The sequence below is a fragment of the Paraburkholderia strydomiana genome, from assembly GCF_031456815.1.
GTDB lineage: Bacteria > Pseudomonadota > Gammaproteobacteria > Burkholderiales > Burkholderiaceae > Paraburkholderia > Paraburkholderia caledonica.
In genome coordinates, this window is the sequence record NZ_JAVDVL010000002.1 from 638,600 (window position 1) to 653,131 (window position 14,532).

Consider the following 14,532-nt stretch of genomic DNA (forward strand, 5'->3'; position numbering starts at 1 on the left):
CATCGTCGTTGCTCTCATAAGGTGCCTGACTCATGGCTACACCCGCAGCCTTTCCCGCCCCGGCCGCCGAAAAGCCCGGCGCACAGCGTTCGCACATCGTCGCCGTGATCGCGTTCGACCGCATCAGCCCATTCCACCTTTCCGTGCCGTGCGTGGTGTTCGGCGAGGACCGCAGCGGCGCCGGCGGTCCCGGCTTCGACTTCCGCGTGTGCGCAGCCGAAACCGGCCCGCTGACGACGACCGCAGGATTCTCCATTGCCGTGACTCACGGCCTCGAAGCGCTCACCGAAGCCGACACGATCATCGTGCCGAGTTGGCGCGATCCCGCTGAGCCGCCGCCAGCCGCTTTGCTCGACGCACTGCGCGCGGCGCACGCACGCGGCGCGCAACTCGTCGGTCTATGCCTCGGCGCGTTCGTGCTGGCTGCCGCCGGCATTCTCGACGACCGCCCGGCCTCCACGCATTGGGCATGGGCTGACGACTTCGCGGCCCGTTATCCGCGTGTCCGGCTCGATCGCGACGTGCTTTATGTCGACGACGGGAACGTGCTGACATCGGCGGGCACGGCTGCCGGCCTCGATTGCTGTTTACATGTGCTGCGCAAGATGTGCGGCGCCGAGGTGGCGAACTTCGTCGCGCGGCGGCTCGTCGTATCGCCGCACCGGCAAGGCGGCCAGGCGCAATACATCCAGCAGCCGCTGCCGCCGAACGTCCGCGAAGACCGGCTCTCGGGTCTGCTCGATTGGGTGTGCGGCAACCTCGACGCGCCGCACACGCTCGACAGCCTCGCGGCGCGCGCGCTGATGAGCCGGCGCACCTTCACGCGGCGCTTCAGGCTCGCCACCGGCACGACCGTCGGCGCGTGGCTGCTCGCACAACGGCTCACGCGCGCGCAGCAGTTGCTGGAGAGTTCGGATCAGTCGGTGGAAGCGATTGCGGGCATCGCCGGGTTCGGGTCGGCGGCGTCATTGCGTCAACATTTCGCCGAAGCCTTTCGGACCTCGCCCTCGGCATGGCGAAGAGAATTTCGCGGCGCATGAAACACAGCGCCCACGCAATTGCCGCGTGACACGCACGCTACGAGCGAAGCAAACGCCGGATGACACATTAAAAGCGAAGCATGGCATCGACGTCGCGAAGCAACGCAGGGTGAAAAGCGACGCGCTTTCGTAGTCGTACACCGCGAATTCGTAGTCGCGCCCGCACGACACTCGACCCTACAGACCGCGCAACCGTTCCGCGCGCCGGTCGAGGCATGAAGAACAGCAAGAGCGCCGTCAGTGCTCGCTGATCCAGCGCGCTACATACAGCAGAAGCGCAACGAGAAAAATCATCGCTGCCCACGCCCAGTTCGGCATGGCATGCGGCGTCGGCTCGGGGTGCGAGACGCCGTGCGACACGCTGGCAGCGCGTCCGGCGAGCGGGTTGCCATGTTCGGCGCGGGTGCGACGCGAAACACCGCTCAGCGTGATAGGCCGTAAAAATACATGCTGACGACGCGCCGCCGAACCGCGCGCGCGGTTCGGTCCCTGCCCGTGCTTCGCACGCACGACCGCGCTGAATTCGGCGAAGAAATCGTCGGCGAGATGATGAAGCGCGTTTTCGAGCTGACGCGTGGGCAGTTCAGCGAGCGGCCCCGACGACGTCGCCCAGATCGTGTAGTCGATCCGCGTGCCGCGCTCCCTGCTGCCGAGCGCGCCCTCTTCCGCGCGCAGACGCACTTCGATTTGTCCGCGCAGTGAGCCGATACCTTCGGCGCGCGCCTTGAAATTGATCGTGCGGCGCTCCGCGTCGGCAGGGCCGGAATCTTGGCCCGCGACGTGCGCGCGCGCTTCGTAACGCGCACGCAGCGGCCCGAGTGGCACCGTCATAGCCAGCGCGTATTCGCCGTGCGAAAGGCGCGTGAACGACTCGCAGTTATCAAGGCTGGCGCGCAGGAGCGCGAGGTCTTGCAACGCGTCCCAGACATCGGACGGCGCAAGTGGAATCCGTAACGCGTCGTTCAGTTCCATCCCAGCCTCCGACAGACGCGCGACAGCGGATCAGGACGTCTGATCGATGCGGTCGACGCGCGATGAGTAAAACGCGAGATATCCCTGGATCGGGGCCGCCTGTTCGAATGGCGTCTCGTAGGTCCATACGGCGTTTTCGATCAAGCCGTCTTCAGTGCGCAGGTGGTAGTACGATGCGTCGCCCTTGAACGGACAGTGCGACGTGTGCGTGGAGCGTTCGAGCCGCGCCATGTTCACGTCTTCACGCGGGAAATAGAAAACGTCGGGCAGACCGGTCTCGGCGAGCGTGAGCGCCGCGTGCGTGTCGGCCATTGTCACGCCGCCATGAATCACCCGCACCCGGTGATGATTGCCCGTTATCGTAATGGCGTGCCCGCCGGAGGGTTTGTCCGGGTTTGCGTGAGGTGTCAAGGCATCGCTCATGTCTCGGCTCCGTGAAAGTGTGCGGTCGTGCATACAGCAAAGCCACGGGACAGGCCCGTGGCTTCATTATCGGTCAAAGTCCTCGCGATTGCGCGGCCTCCGTGCTGCATGCCCGACAAGCCCCGGGTTTACTGCGTGTTCCAGTAGAACGCCGCTTTCGCCGTGCCCTTCGCGGGCACCGTCAATGCCTTCGACTGGTCGCGGTCCTTGTAGGTCGCATGCACCGTGTAGCGCCCCGGGCGCAGCCTCACGAGCATGTAGGGCCCGCGCGACGCGGTGCTCAACACCTCGCCGTTATGCGCGTCGACGATGCGTACGTGGACGTCGGCCAGGTAGTCTGAGCCCGGTCCGGTAAAGCGCAGCGACAACGGCCATTGGCTTTGCGCCTGCTGCAGTGCCTTGGACTCGTCCAGACCGACGCCGCCCGAGACGAACGACACGTCACCTTGTTGCTGGATTTGCGGTAGACCTCCGCCGTTGGCGTTGCCTGCGCTCGTCTGGTCGGCGGTGGTGCCGCCGGTTACTTCGCTCGCCTGCTGCGCGTATGCGCCGCCCGCCAGACCGAGAGTGAGCGCCACGCTGGCCGCGGCGGCTACGATCTTTCGCTGAGTGCGTTGGTTCTTCATCGGTTTGCTCCTTATTGACGTCCTTATCCGTTACCCGTCGATGGGACCGGATTCAACGTGGATGCAACTGCCGTGCCACGCGGCCGCTCGTCAGCACGGCGAATCGCCCGCTTCGCACGTCACACGCCGCAAAGCGCCCGGTTTGCGGCTTCCGGTACAGAAAGAAAAATGCCGGTCTGTCTGCAGTAAGTGCAAACAGACCGGCAAGCGTTACTCGATGCTCTTCATCGACCAGTCATGACTGACCGGACGTCGATCAACCCAGATCGACCGGCACGAAAATCTGCGCGTTGTCGCGCTGGATCAGCAACGCGATGCTATTGCCCGCGCCGGAGACCATCTGCTTCAACTGATCGACGCTCGTCACCGGCCGGCCGTTGACGGCGAGAATGACGTCGCCCGGTTGAATACCCGCGCTTTCTGCCGCGCCGCCCGACTGCTGCACGAGAAGACCGTGCGAGATCGACGCGCTGCTCTTTTCTTCCGGCGTCAGCGGACGCACGGCCACGCCCAGACGGCCTTGCAACTGCGCGGGCTGATCGGTTTTGTCCGAGGCCAGCTTTGCGTCCGACAACGAGCCGATCGTCACCTTCAGATCCTTCGTGCCCTTGTCACGCCAGACCTGCACGGTGGCCATGCTGCCGGGCGCGAGCCCGGCCACCTGCGAAGGCAGCGCCGACGAATCGCCCACCGGATCGCCGTTCACCGACAGAATCACGTCTCCCGGCTGCAACCCCGCCTTCGCGGCAGGACCGTCCGGATCGACCGAGCTGACGAGCGCGCCTTGCGGCTTCTGCATGCCGAACGAATTTGCCAGCGTCTGATTCATGCTTTGCACCGCGACGCCCAGGCGCCCACGGCTCACGTGACCCGTCTTGACGATGTCGTCCTTGACCTTGATCGCTTCATTGATCGGGATTGCGAACGAAAGTCCCTGGAAGCCGCCGGTCTGCGAGTAGATCATGGAGTTGATGCCGATCACCTCGCCTTGCAGATTGAACAGCGGCCCGCCGGAATTGCCGGGATTCACGGGCACGTCGGTCTGAATGAACGGCGTGTAGTTTTCGTTCGGCAGCGAACGCGATTTCGCGCTGATGATGCCGGAGGTCACCGTATTGTCGAAACCGTATGGCGAACCGATCGCGACCACCCATTGACCGACCTTGCTCTGACGCGGATCGCCGATCTTCACTGTCGGCAGACTGCTTGCGTCGATCTTCAGGACGGCGACGTCCGACTGCTTGTCGGCGCCGATCACCTTGGCTTTGAACTCGCGCTTGTCGGTCAGCCTCACAGTGACGACGTTTGCGCCGTCCACCACATGCGCGTTGGTCAGGATATAACCGTCGCTGCTGACGATAAACCCTGAACCGAGGCTCGCGCTCGGCTGGTCGGGCGCATCGCCGCCGTCGCCGCCCTGCATGCCCGGCGCGCCGCCAAAGAAGTGCTTGTAGAACTGGTAGAACGGGTCGCTCGGATCGATCGGCAACTGATTGCCGCCGCTCATGCCGCCATTGCCGCCATTACTGCGCAGCGCCGCGCGCTTCACGACGTGCTTTGCACTGATGTTGACTACCGCCGGTCCGTACGTTTCGACGAGACCGGAAAAATCGGGAATGCCGGTTTTCGCGGCGGCTTCGGCGGGCATCATGGCCGCTTGCGCCGGTGAGATGACCTGGGGCGCGGGCACGTCGCGATGGCCCGCCACATAGCCGGCGGAAAGCGCAACGGCGACAGCCGCTGCAACAGCGCTGCGAGACAAGGTTTTCGCGTTCATCGTGTACTCCTGACTGGAGAAAGAAACTTGGATGTCAGGAAGCGTACGGGGCATCGCTTAAAAGAGTCTTAAGCAGCGACAGATCGTGTTTTGGCCTTCTTTTCAGGGGTTTTTCCGCACCATGCAAATTGAAAGCATTGGTTCAGAAGCGCACGGTAACCTCAAGGCCGCCGGCCGGCGATTCGTCGAGCGACACCGTAGCGTGATGTTGCGTCGCGATTCGCCGGACGATCGCGAGGCCGAGTCCGCTGCCGGCCACATCGGTACGCACGCGATTCTCGCCGGCGCCCGCACGATAGAAACGGTCGAAGACACGCTCGCGTTCCGCAGGCTCGATGCCGGGTCCGCTGTCGGCGATACGCACGACCGGATGACCCTGTTCAACATGCAGGCTCACGTCGACGCGCCCACCTCGCGGCGTGTATTTGGTCGCGTTATCCACGAGATTGTTGAACATGACGCGCAGCGACTCGGGATCGCCGATCACGGTAGCCGCTTCGCTCGCCTCGATGCCGAGGTCCACGCCACGATTTTCAGCCAGCGGCGCATAGGTCACCACGCAGTCCTGCAGCAACGAGCGCAAGTCGACGGCGTCGGTCGCGCCGAGGCCGTCCGGTTCGGAACGCGCGAGCGCGAGCAGTTGCTCGGCAAGGCGCGTCGCGCGCGTCACACCCGCTTGCAGGTCGGCGAGCGCTTCGCTGCGCGCCGCATCGTCTTTCGCGCGCGCCACCAGTTGCGATTGAATCTGCACGGCGGCAAGCGGCGTGCGCAGTTCGTGGGCGGCGTCGGCGACGAACGCCTTCTGGATGTCGAGCGCGGTGGCGAGCCGCTGCAACAGCCCGTTCAACGCGCGCACGAGCGGCTGCACTTCGAGCGGCAGGCGCTGATCGGGCAACGGATCGAGCGCCTCGGGATGACGCGCATCGAGCGCGCTCGTCACGCGCCGCAGCGGGCGCAACCCGCGTCCGATGATCACCCACACTGCGAGCCCGAGCGCCGGCAGCAGCACGATCAACGGCCACAACGTGCGCAATGCGACGTCGGCGGCAAGGCGGTTGCGCACCGACAGCGGCTGCGCCAACTGCACGACGTTATCGCCGACGATCGCCCCATACACGCGCCAGTCGCCGCGATCCGTATGCTCGGTCGTGAAGCCCAGTTCAGCGCGCGGCGCGAGCGGCGCGCGAGGACGCGAGTAGTACATCAGCACGCCGTTGCGATTCCAGATCTGCAGCACGATGCCTTCGTCGCCGGTATCGCGCGAGCCGAGCACTTGTGAGAACGGTTCGGACGGCAGAGCCGCGGCGATCTGCTCCAACTGGTAGTCGAACAGTTCATTCGCTTCGGCAAGCGCCTGGCGGTAAATCAACCAGCCCGCCACGCCGACGCCGAGTAACACGAGCGCAAGCAGCCACACCAGCAATTGACGGCGGATTGAACGCATCGGCTCAGGCTTCCTTAGCAATCATGTAGCCAAGGCCACGCACGTTGCGGATCAGGTCCGCGCCGAGCTTCTTGCGCAGCGCGTGGATGTAGACCTCGACGGTATTGCTGCCGATCTCCTCGCCCCAGCCGTACATTTTTTCTTCCAGCTGACTCTTCGAGAGCACGGCACCGGGCCGGGCGAGCAGCGCTTCGAGCAGCGCAAATTCTCGCGCCGACAAGGCCACCGGCGCGCCGTCGAGCGTGACCTGATGCGACGCGGGATCGAGCGTCAGATTGGCGTGGCGGATTGTCGAATCGCTGCGGCCCGATTGACGACGGATCAGTGCGCGCATACGCGCGCCGAGTTCGTCGAGATCGAATGGCTTGACGAGGTAATCGTCCGCGCCGGCGTCGAGACCCTTCACGCGGTCGGCTACCGCGTCGCGCGCCGTGACGATCAGCACCGGCAAAGCGTGGCCGCGCGCGCGCAGCGTGCGCAATACGTCCAGACCGTCGCGCTTGGGCAGTCCGAGGTCGAGCAACACGAGGTCGTAGGGCTGGCTGCCAGCCGCGCTGAGCGCCGCTTCGCCGTCTTCCACCCAGTCGACCGCGAAGCCTTCGCCGCGCAGCGCCTTGCGGACGCCCTCGGCGATCATCCGGTCGTCTTCGACTAGCAAGATGCGCATGGTCCCGTTCCCTCAACATTCGATGATGCCGCATTCTAGCGCCCGCCCCGCGCGTGCGCGCCGTGTGGCGCTTTTTTCACCGCAGCGCGGCGGCATGTCACTACAATGGGCGCTTTGCGTCGCGCGGCGGTTTCGGGCTTGACTCACGTAGTACGCAAGCAATGCGCGCCAGCTCGAATGCCTCAACGCCGCATGCGCAATGACGAACCCGCCGACGCGCTGCGAACCTTCGTGCGGCGCATCTCCACTGCTTTGAATCGCCGCGTGCTGCACGCCCTGACATTTTGCTTTCTCGCCCGTCCATGACGCACGCTTTCCTGTCTTTCGCCGCACGCCATCTTCATCAAGCGGCGCTGCGCTCGCGCTTAACGTCGTCGTTCATCGCACCCTTGTCCGCCTGCTGTGGTTCCGTCGCGCCGCGCCGCGCGGCGTCGCACGCGAGCGCATGGCTGCTCGTCTGTGCTGCGCTTGCCGGCGGCGCGTCGCTGCCGCTTGCTGCGCAGGCGCGTGTCAAGGCGGCCCATCCGAGCGTCAACGTCAGCACCGTGTTGCCGCAATCGGTGATGATCGGCTTGCAGCGCGCGCACGTGCCGTTGTCGTCGATCAGCGTGGTCATCGAAAAAGTCGGCGATCGCACGCCGATCGTCGCGCTGAATGCGGGCAAGCCGATGATGCCCGCCTCGACGATGAAGCTCGTCACCACCTACTCCGGTCTGTCGATTCTCGGCCCCGACTACCGCTGGCGCACCAACGCGTACGCCGACGGCACAGTCGACGCCAACGGCGTGCTGCACGGCAATCTGTACATTCAAGGTACGGGTGACCCGAAGCTCGTGCCCGAAGAACTCATCGACCTCGTGCAGAAGATCCACAAGGCGGGGATTCGCGGCATAGACGGCGCGCTCGTGCTCGACAAGCGCTACTTCGATCCGTCGACGCGCGATCTGCCGCCGTTCGACGACGACGCGACCGCGCCATACAACGTCGGGCCGGACCCGCTGCTGTACGCATTCAAATCGCTGTCGTTCACGTTGACGCCTTCATCGGACGGCACCGTCACCATCGACGTACTGCCCGCGCTTGCACAGTTGCAGATCGACAATCAGATGCGCGCGGTCAACGGCCCGTGCCGCGGCGAAGCGGCATCCGTGTCGCCCACCGTCACGCCGACGCCGAACGGCACGCTCGTCGCATCGTTCGCCGGCGACTATTCGGTGCGCTGCGGTCCGCGCACCGTCAACGTCGCGGTGCTCGATCACTCGGCGTTCTTCGCGGGCGGCTTCCTTGCTTTGTGGCAGCAGACGGGCGGCACCTTCAGCGGCGCGACGCGCGAAGGCGCCGTGCCCGTCGGCGCAAAACTGGTGGCCACGCATCAGGGGCCGGTGCTGTCGGATATCGTTCGCGACATCAACAAGTTCAGCAATAACACCATGGCGCGCAACCTGTTCCTGTCGATCGGAGCGGCTGAAGAAAAAGGGCCTGCGACGCCCGCCAAATCGGCCCGCGCGATCGAGGCGTTCCTGCGGCGTGACAGCATCGACATGGAATATCTGACGCTCGACAACGGCTCGGGCCTCTCGCGCGAGGAGCACATCACCGCGCTGTCGCTCGCCGACCTGCTGCAACGCGCCAACGCGAGCCCTGTCGCCCAGGTGTTCGTGCAGTCGCTGCCCATCGCCGGTGTCGACGGCACCATGCGCAACCGGCTGACCAACCAGGGCGCGGGCGGCAACGCGCAAATCAAGACCGGCACCTTGCGCGACGTGCGGGCGATCGCGGGCTACGTGGCATCGGCGGACGGCAACAGCTACGTGGTGGTGAGCTTCATCAACGATCCGCACTCCGAGGCCGCGCGCGCCGCGCACGACGCGCTGCTCGAATGGGTGTATCAGGGACCGAGCTCGGGCTTCAGCAAAATCTCGGCGCCTGCCGCGGAATCGGCCGGCGTGGCACCGCATGGCAAGCCCAGGAAAAATCCGCGCAAGCGCGAAGCGCATTGAGGATTCCTTCTAGCGAAGGCGGCGCGCGGTGAGACCTTAAGCGTGTACGCTGTCGAGCAGTGTTCGAGACGCGCTGCACGCTCGCACAGCAACACGACAAAACACCGCGGCATATCACGCGGCGACAAGGGACCACGGAGGAAGACACCATGCAATTCGACGCCGAATTGCTGCTGTTCGCCATGGCGCCAGTCTTTCTCGCATGTATCGGCTGGGAGGCGTGGCACCTGCGGCGAACGCGCCCCGGCGCGCGGCTCTATAGCTGGCGCGACACGCTGTGCAACGCAGCGCTCGCGCTCATGCAGCAAGCCGCCGACAAGCTCGCCTGGCTCGCGATCATCCCTGTCTATGCGTTCTTCTACGATCACTACCGCGTCTACACGTGGCACGCAGGCTGGCTTTCGTTTGCCGTGCTGTTCGTCGCGCAGGATCTGCTCTACTACGTGTTTCACCGTTGCAGCCACCGCGTGCGATGGCTGTGGGCCGCGCATGTCGTGCACCACTCGTCGGCACGGATGAATTTCTCGACCGCGTTCCGCCAGAGCCTGATGTATCCGGTGGCTGGCATGTGGCTCTTCTGGATTCCGCTCGCCGTACTCGGGTTTCCGCCGAAGCAGATCGTCGCTATTGTGCTGATCAACCTGGGCTTCCAGTTCTTCGTGCATACGCAGGCGATCGGTAAATTCGGCAACAAAACGGGCAGCAAGCTCGGCTGGCTCGAGTACGTATTCAACACGCCGTCGATTCACCGCGTGCATCACGCGCGCAATGACCGCTATATCGACCGCAACTACGCTGGCGTGCTCGTGGTGTGGGACCGGCTCTTCGGCAGCTACGTCGACGAGGACCCGCGCGAGCCGCCCGTGTACGGCATCGTGGAGCCGCTCGACACGTATAACCCGCTGAAGGTGACGTTCCACGAATGGGCGTCGATGGCGCGCGACTTCGCGAGCGTGCACGGCGCGCGCAACAAGCTGCGTGCACTTTTCGCACCGCCCGCGTGGGCGGCCGACTATCACGCGCGCAGCAGCGGCGGCTCAACGGCCACGCTTGCGCGCGCAACCATCGACGATAACAACGATACGGCCGCGTTTTCCGCACGACGCAGACTGTAGAAGATTCTGTAAGCTGTCGTCACGCCGCCGACGCGGTGGACGCGGCCTGCAATATATGGCGCAAGGGCCAAACATACGAGGAGATGTAGTCAACATGAAGCACACAGCATCGAGGAAACAGCATTGGTTGCGCCTCTCGCAAACCGCCATCGCAAGCGCGGCGTTTGCGCTGCTGGCCGCGTGCGGCGGTGGCAGCGACAATAACAACAACGCCAGCAGCACGCCCGCGGGCGGCGTCAAGTTGCAAGTTGTTTCGTTCGGCGACAGCCTCTCGGACGCCGGCACCTATTCGCCGGTGATTCAGGGCAGCTTCGGCGGCGGCCGCTTCACGACCAATCCGGGCGAAGTGTGGACGCAGAAAGTGGCCGAGTATTACGGCGATACCTTGAAGCCGGCATACCTCGGCGGCTTTGGCCAGCCGCTGGTCGCAACAGGCGGCTACGGTTATGCGCAGGGCGGCTCGGACGTCGTCAATGCTCAAGGCAAAGGCTGGGCGCCTAACAACATGGCGGCCACGACGGTGCCCATCGTGACCCAGGTCGCGAATTACCTCGGTGCCCATTCGAGCTTCAACCCGAATCAGCTCGTGCTCGTGAACGGCGGAGCGAACGACATCTTCCAGTTCGCGGAAAACACCGCTAACCTGACCGCGCTCGGCACCGCGCTACAGACGCAATACCCGCTGCTCGTGCAGGCAGGCAAGCTGCCGAACACGCAGGCAGGCCAGGTCGCGTTCATCGTCGGCTATCTGCAGCAGTTGTCTAACCCGCAGGTCGCTCAGGCCGCCGCCCAACTGGCCGCGCAAGTCAAAACCATTGTTGGCGCGGGTGCGACCCACGTGGTGGTCTCGACTGTGCCCGACATCGGCAATACGCCGCTAGGCGTTGCGTCCAACGCGAAGACACCGGGCTCCGCCGCGCTGCTGTCGGGAATCGCCGCCGCGTATAACTATCTCTTCGTTCAGAACCTCACGGCGCTCGGCCTCGTGGGCACGGGCAAAGTGATCGTGGTCGATGCGTTCGCGTGGCAGGATCAGCAGTTGCCGAACTACAAGGCGCTCGGCTTCACGGTGTCCAACACCGACACTGCGTGCAACCTGAGCGCGATGCAGGCCAACGCAACGGCCTACGCCCGAGCCAATCCCGCCGCGACGAACGGCCTGACTCCGGAGCAGTACGGCAGCCAGTTCGCCTCTTCGCTGTTCTGCTCGCCGCAAACCTACACGGTGGCCGGCGCCGACCAGACCTACATGTTCGCGGACACGGTCCACCCGAGCACGCACATGCACGCGTTGTTCGCGCAGTATGTCCAGCAGCAGATCGCGGCGACCGGGCTCGGTAAATAAGTGGAGTTTGGGAGACCGCGCGTGACGCGGTCTTTAGCTGCGAAGGTTGGAATGCGAAACGCCTGGCCGATCGACTGTGTGAGCGTGTCGATTGCAGCCAGGCGTTTTTTTATTGCGCGCTTCTCCGCTACTTCGGAGCACGGCGCGGGATGCGAGAGTTCAGGCGTGGCTTTGCGCTTCGAACGCCGCTGCCGCGCGGCCCAGGCGGTCGTTCACGGCGATCCATTCGATCGTATCCGGCAACTTCTCGATCAATATGCGCGTGACGTCGGCACGATCGAGCGCCCGCAGCAAGCCGTATAGCTCGCGTGCATACACATGCGGATCTTCCGGGGCCGCAATGAAATGCACGCCTTCGGCGTCGGCCCAATGCCCCGCGCGCGAAGCGCGGGCGACCAGCGCAACGCGCTCGCCCGGCTCGCGGGCGGCTAGCACCGGTTCGAGCGCGGTGAACGACAACAGCGCCAACGGCGTGCGCGGCGCGTAGTGCGCCTTCAGCGTTCCGGACGCACGCGGCGCCGTTGCGTCGGAGCCGTCGGGAAGGCGCGGCGCTTCACCGAGCACGTCGGCGATGTCTTGCGGCGTGACGCGGCCCGGTCGCAGCAAGGCGGGAAAACCACGCGACAAATCGACGATTGTCGATTCGATGCCGACGTCGGACGCGCCGCCGTCCAGCACATGAATCGCGCTGCCGAACTCCTCGCGAACATGTTGTGCGGTGGTCGGACTCACGTGCCCAAAGCGATTCGCCGAGGGCGCCGCGACGCCGCCATGTCCGTCGCGCAACGCGCTGAACGCCTGCAGCAACGCTTGCGCTACGGGATGCGAAGGACAGCGCAGTCCGACCGAATCCTGCCCGCCGCTGACCGCCGAGGGTATGCGCGCGGCGCGCTTCAGGATGAGCGTGAGCGGCCCAGGCCAGAACGCGTCGATCAAACGCTGCGCTTCCTGAGGCAAGTGCTCGACCCAGTAGTGCGGATCGCCTTGCAGAGCCAGATGCACGATCACCGGATGATTTGCCGGCCGGCCCTTCGCCGCATAAATGCGAGCCACCGCGTCTGGGTTCTCCGCGTCGCCGCCGAGCCCGTAGACCGTCTCCGTGGGAAACGCGACGAGACCGCCTGCGTCGAGCAGCGCCGCTGCGTGCTCGATTTGCTCGGCGCTCACGGGCAGCGCATTGGCGGCGTCTGCGCCGGGTTGAGCGGGTTGCTGTCGATCGGGCATGGCTCGCGCGTCAACTCGTGGCGATGTGCAGCAGCCGCGCACAGTCGCGCCCCGCCGTGCGTGCTTCTTCGAGCGTCGCAGCCGTGAAATTCACATGGCCCATCTTGCGGCCGCAACGGGCTTCTTCCTTGCCGTACAGATGCAAACGCGCCGCCGGCATCGCCGCGACCTCGTGCCATGGCGGCGTGACCGACGCGCCCTTCGGGCCGTCCGGGAACCAGACGTCGCCGAGAATGTTCAGCATGACTGCCGGCGAATGCTGACGGGTGTCGCCAAGCGGCATACCGGTCATTGCACGTACCTGTTGTTCGAACTGGCTGGTCGCGCAGGCGTCGACGGTGTAATGCCCGGAGTTGTGCGGACGCGGCGCCATTTCATTGGCCACGAGCGAGCCGTCTTCGAGGATGAAGAATTCGACACACAGCACGCCGACATAGCCGAGCTTGTCCGCGATTTGCAGCGCGGCTTGTTGCGCCTGCTCGACGAGTGTGGCGCTTGCGTCCGGCGCCGGAACGATGGTGTGCGACAGCACGCCGTCGCGATGCGTATTTTGCGCGAGCGGGTACACCACCGAAGCGCCGCTCGCCGCGCGCGCGATCAGCGCGGAAACTTCGAACTTCAGCGGCAAGCGCTTTTCCAGCACGCACGGCACGCCGGCGAGCGACGCATACGCCTCGCGCACTTCGGCGGCATTGCGCACGCGCACCTGGCCCTTGCCGTCATAACCCATGCGAGCCGTTTTGAGGATGCCGGGCAGCACGGCTTCGAGCTTCGCATCGTCAAGCGCGGCGAGCGCGTCCGACGATTCGATCACCACGTGCGGTGCGACCGTCACGCCCGACGACGCGATAAAGCGCTTCTCGGCAATGCGATCCTGAGCCACGGCGACGCATCGGCCAGCCGGGCTCACGAACGTGGTCTTCGCGAGGAAGTCGAGGCTCGCGGCCGGCACGTTCTCAAATTCGGTGGACACCGCCGCGCATAGCCGCGCGAGTTCGGTCAGCGACGCTTCATCGTCGTAGGCCGCGCGCAGATGGCGGTCGGCGACCGAGCCCGCGGGGCTGCTTTCATCAGGATCGAGCACGGCGACGCGATAGCCCATTGCCTGAGCGGCAAAGCAGAACATGCGGCCGAGCTGGCCGCCACCAACCATGCCGAGCCATGCGCCGGGCAAAATCGGTGAAACCGGTGTGTTGTCTGGGTTCATCTTAGTGGTCGGTCGCGACCGGGTGTGCCTGCAGTCCTGCAACTCCTGCAATGGCAACCGTCCGGCCGGTGGGTCTGACAGGGGACTTCGTGTATCAATCGAGCCGTTACTGAGGCCGTTTCAGCAGGTGCATCGGCCCATTTCCCGGCGCGCGCTTACAGCGCCGGCAATACCATTGCGTGTGCCGCTTCGTTCTGGCGCACGCGGAACGCCGCAAGCTTCGCGGCATATTCGCCGCTCGTGCCGCTCAGAATAGAGACCGCGAACAGCGCCGCATTTGCCGCGCCCGCTTCCCCAATTGCAAATGTGGCGACGGGCACGCCTTTCGGCATCTGCACGATCGAGTGCAACGAGTCGACACCCTTCAGATACTTGCTCGCCACCGGCACGCCCAGCACCGGCACCGTGGTCTTGGCCGCCAGCATGCCCGGCAGGTGCGCCGCGCCGCCCGCGCCCGCGATGATCGCGCGGATACCGCGCTCGCGCGCGCTTTCAGCATAGGCGAACATTTCGTCGGGCATGCGGTGCGCGGAGACGACCTTTGCCTCGTAGGGCACGCCGAATTCCTGCAGGATCGCGACGGCGTTCTTCATTACTTCCCAGTCGGAACTGGAGCCCATCAGCACGCCGATAACCGGCGCGCCATGCGTGTGGGCGGTCTGTGCTTCACTCATCTTGCGGCTTCCTTTTCT

At 65.0% G+C, this 14,532-nt stretch carries 13 protein-coding genes; 4 read left to right on the forward strand and 9 right to left on the reverse strand.

Annotated elements, in window-relative coordinates; translation table 11 throughout:
• Positions 1–32: 32 nt before the first annotated feature.
• Entirely contained in the window at positions 33–1,040 is a 1,008-nt protein-coding gene (locus J2W46_RS08495; RefSeq protein WP_310352812.1) for a helix-turn-helix domain-containing protein, read from the forward strand.
• Between the two features lie 237 nt (positions 1,041–1,277).
• Here the strand turns inward: J2W46_RS08495 and J2W46_RS08500 are convergent, their stop codons facing one another.
• The 6 genes from J2W46_RS08500 to J2W46_RS08525 all read right to left on the reverse strand — a co-directional run bounded on the left by J2W46_RS08500 (position 1,278) and on the right by J2W46_RS08525 (position 6,949).
• Positions 1,278–2,012 carry a CoxG family protein gene (locus J2W46_RS08500; protein ID WP_020069218.1) on the reverse strand — a complete coding sequence of 245 codons (735 nt, stop codon included), beginning with the start codon at positions 2,010–2,012 and terminating at the stop codon, positions 1,278–1,280.
• Positions 2,013–2,042: 30 nt separating this feature from the next.
• Positions 2,043–2,435, reverse strand: a complete 393-nt coding sequence (locus tag J2W46_RS08505) for a DUF427 domain-containing protein (protein ID WP_027778891.1) — start codon at positions 2,433–2,435, stop codon at positions 2,043–2,045.
• A gap of 128 nt (positions 2,436–2,563) precedes the next feature.
• On the reverse strand, positions 2,564–3,061 hold the full coding sequence (locus tag J2W46_RS08510) for a hypothetical protein (RefSeq protein ID WP_020069220.1): 498 nt from the start codon (positions 3,059–3,061) through the stop codon (positions 2,564–2,566).
• A 256-nt stretch (positions 3,062–3,317) separates the two neighbouring features.
• Positions 3,318–4,838 carry a DegQ family serine endoprotease gene (locus J2W46_RS08515; RefSeq protein ID WP_310352814.1) on the reverse strand — a complete coding sequence of 507 codons (1,521 nt, stop codon included), beginning with the start codon at positions 4,836–4,838 and terminating at the stop codon, positions 3,318–3,320.
• Positions 4,839–4,980: 142 nt separating this feature from the next.
• Entirely contained in the window at positions 4,981–6,282 is a 1,302-nt protein-coding gene (locus tag J2W46_RS08520) for an ATP-binding protein (protein WP_310352816.1), read from the reverse strand.
• Positions 6,283–6,286: 4 nt separating this feature from the next.
• Positions 6,287–6,949, reverse strand: coding sequence for a response regulator (locus tag J2W46_RS08525; RefSeq protein ID WP_020069223.1), 663 nt, complete (start codon positions 6,947–6,949; stop codon positions 6,287–6,289).
• Positions 6,950–7,251: 302 nt separating this feature from the next.
• Here J2W46_RS08525 and dacB point away from each other — a divergent pair, with 302 nt between their 5' ends.
• From dacB to J2W46_RS08540, 3 genes are all read left to right on the forward strand, one after another.
• Positions 7,252–8,949: a D-alanyl-D-alanine carboxypeptidase/D-alanyl-D-alanine endopeptidase gene (gene dacB, locus J2W46_RS08530; protein WP_310352820.1), complete on the forward strand. Its 1,698-nt coding sequence runs from the start codon at positions 7,252–7,254 to the stop codon at positions 8,947–8,949.
• Between the two features lie 149 nt (positions 8,950–9,098).
• Complete coding sequence (locus J2W46_RS08535) at positions 9,099–10,064, forward strand: sterol desaturase family protein (RefSeq protein WP_310352822.1); 966 nt, start codon at positions 9,099–9,101, stop codon at positions 10,062–10,064.
• Between the two features lie 94 nt (positions 10,065–10,158).
• Complete coding sequence (locus J2W46_RS08540) at positions 10,159–11,409, forward strand: SGNH/GDSL hydrolase family protein (RefSeq protein ID WP_020069227.1); 1,251 nt, start codon at positions 10,159–10,161, stop codon at positions 11,407–11,409.
• Between the two features lie 159 nt (positions 11,410–11,568).
• On the opposite strand, the gene J2W46_RS08545 is transcribed toward J2W46_RS08540, so the two are convergent.
• From J2W46_RS08545 to purE, 3 genes are all read right to left on the reverse strand, one after another.
• Positions 11,569–12,633 carry an L-threonylcarbamoyladenylate synthase gene (locus J2W46_RS08545; protein ID WP_310352825.1) on the reverse strand — a complete coding sequence of 355 codons (1,065 nt, stop codon included), beginning with the start codon at positions 12,631–12,633 and terminating at the stop codon, positions 11,569–11,571.
• 10 nt (positions 12,634–12,643) lie between these two features.
• On the reverse strand, positions 12,644–13,840 hold the full coding sequence (locus tag J2W46_RS08550) for a 5-(carboxyamino)imidazole ribonucleotide synthase (RefSeq protein ID WP_020069229.1): 1,197 nt from the start codon (positions 13,838–13,840) through the stop codon (positions 12,644–12,646).
• 155 nt (positions 13,841–13,995) lie between these two features.
• Entirely contained in the window at positions 13,996–14,514 is a 519-nt protein-coding gene (gene purE / locus J2W46_RS08555; protein WP_214877832.1) for a 5-(carboxyamino)imidazole ribonucleotide mutase, read from the reverse strand.
• Between the last annotated feature and the right edge of the window lie 18 nt (positions 14,515–14,532).

Bases quoted from the DNA above. Each gene is read 5' to 3' on its own strand.
- J2W46_RS08545 (WP_310352825.1), bottom strand. From the start codon at position 12,633: ATGCCCGATCGACAGCAACCCGCTCAACCCGGCGCAGACGCCGCCAAT.
- J2W46_RS08495 (WP_310352812.1), top strand. From the start codon at position 33: ATGGCTACACCCGCAGCCTTTCCCGCCCCGGCCGCCGAAAAGCCCGGC.
- J2W46_RS08525 (WP_020069223.1), bottom strand. From the start codon at position 6,949: ATGCGCATCTTGCTAGTCGAAGACGACCGGATGATCGCCGAGGGCGTC.
- J2W46_RS08520 (WP_310352816.1), bottom strand. From the start codon at position 6,282: ATGCGTTCAATCCGCCGTCAATTGCTGGTGTGGCTGCTTGCGCTCGTG.
- J2W46_RS08550 (WP_020069229.1), bottom strand. From the start codon at position 13,840: ATGAACCCAGACAACACACCGGTTTCACCGATTTTGCCCGGCGCATGG.
- J2W46_RS08535 (WP_310352822.1), top strand. From the start codon at position 9,099: ATGCAATTCGACGCCGAATTGCTGCTGTTCGCCATGGCGCCAGTCTTT.
- purE (WP_214877832.1), bottom strand. From the start codon at position 14,514: ATGAGTGAAGCACAGACCGCCCACACGCATGGCGCGCCGGTTATCGGC.
- J2W46_RS08515 (WP_310352814.1), bottom strand. From the start codon at position 4,838: ATGAACGCGAAAACCTTGTCTCGCAGCGCTGTTGCAGCGGCTGTCGCC.
- J2W46_RS08505 (WP_027778891.1), bottom strand. From the start codon at position 2,435: ATGAGCGATGCCTTGACACCTCACGCAAACCCGGACAAACCCTCCGGC.
- J2W46_RS08540 (WP_020069227.1), top strand. From the start codon at position 10,159: ATGAAGCACACAGCATCGAGGAAACAGCATTGGTTGCGCCTCTCGCAA.
- dacB (WP_310352820.1), top strand. From the start codon at position 7,252: ATGACGCACGCTTTCCTGTCTTTCGCCGCACGCCATCTTCATCAAGCG.
- J2W46_RS08510 (WP_020069220.1), bottom strand. From the start codon at position 3,061: ATGAAGAACCAACGCACTCAGCGAAAGATCGTAGCCGCCGCGGCCAGC.
- J2W46_RS08500 (WP_020069218.1), bottom strand. From the start codon at position 2,012: ATGGAACTGAACGACGCGTTACGGATTCCACTTGCGCCGTCCGATGTC.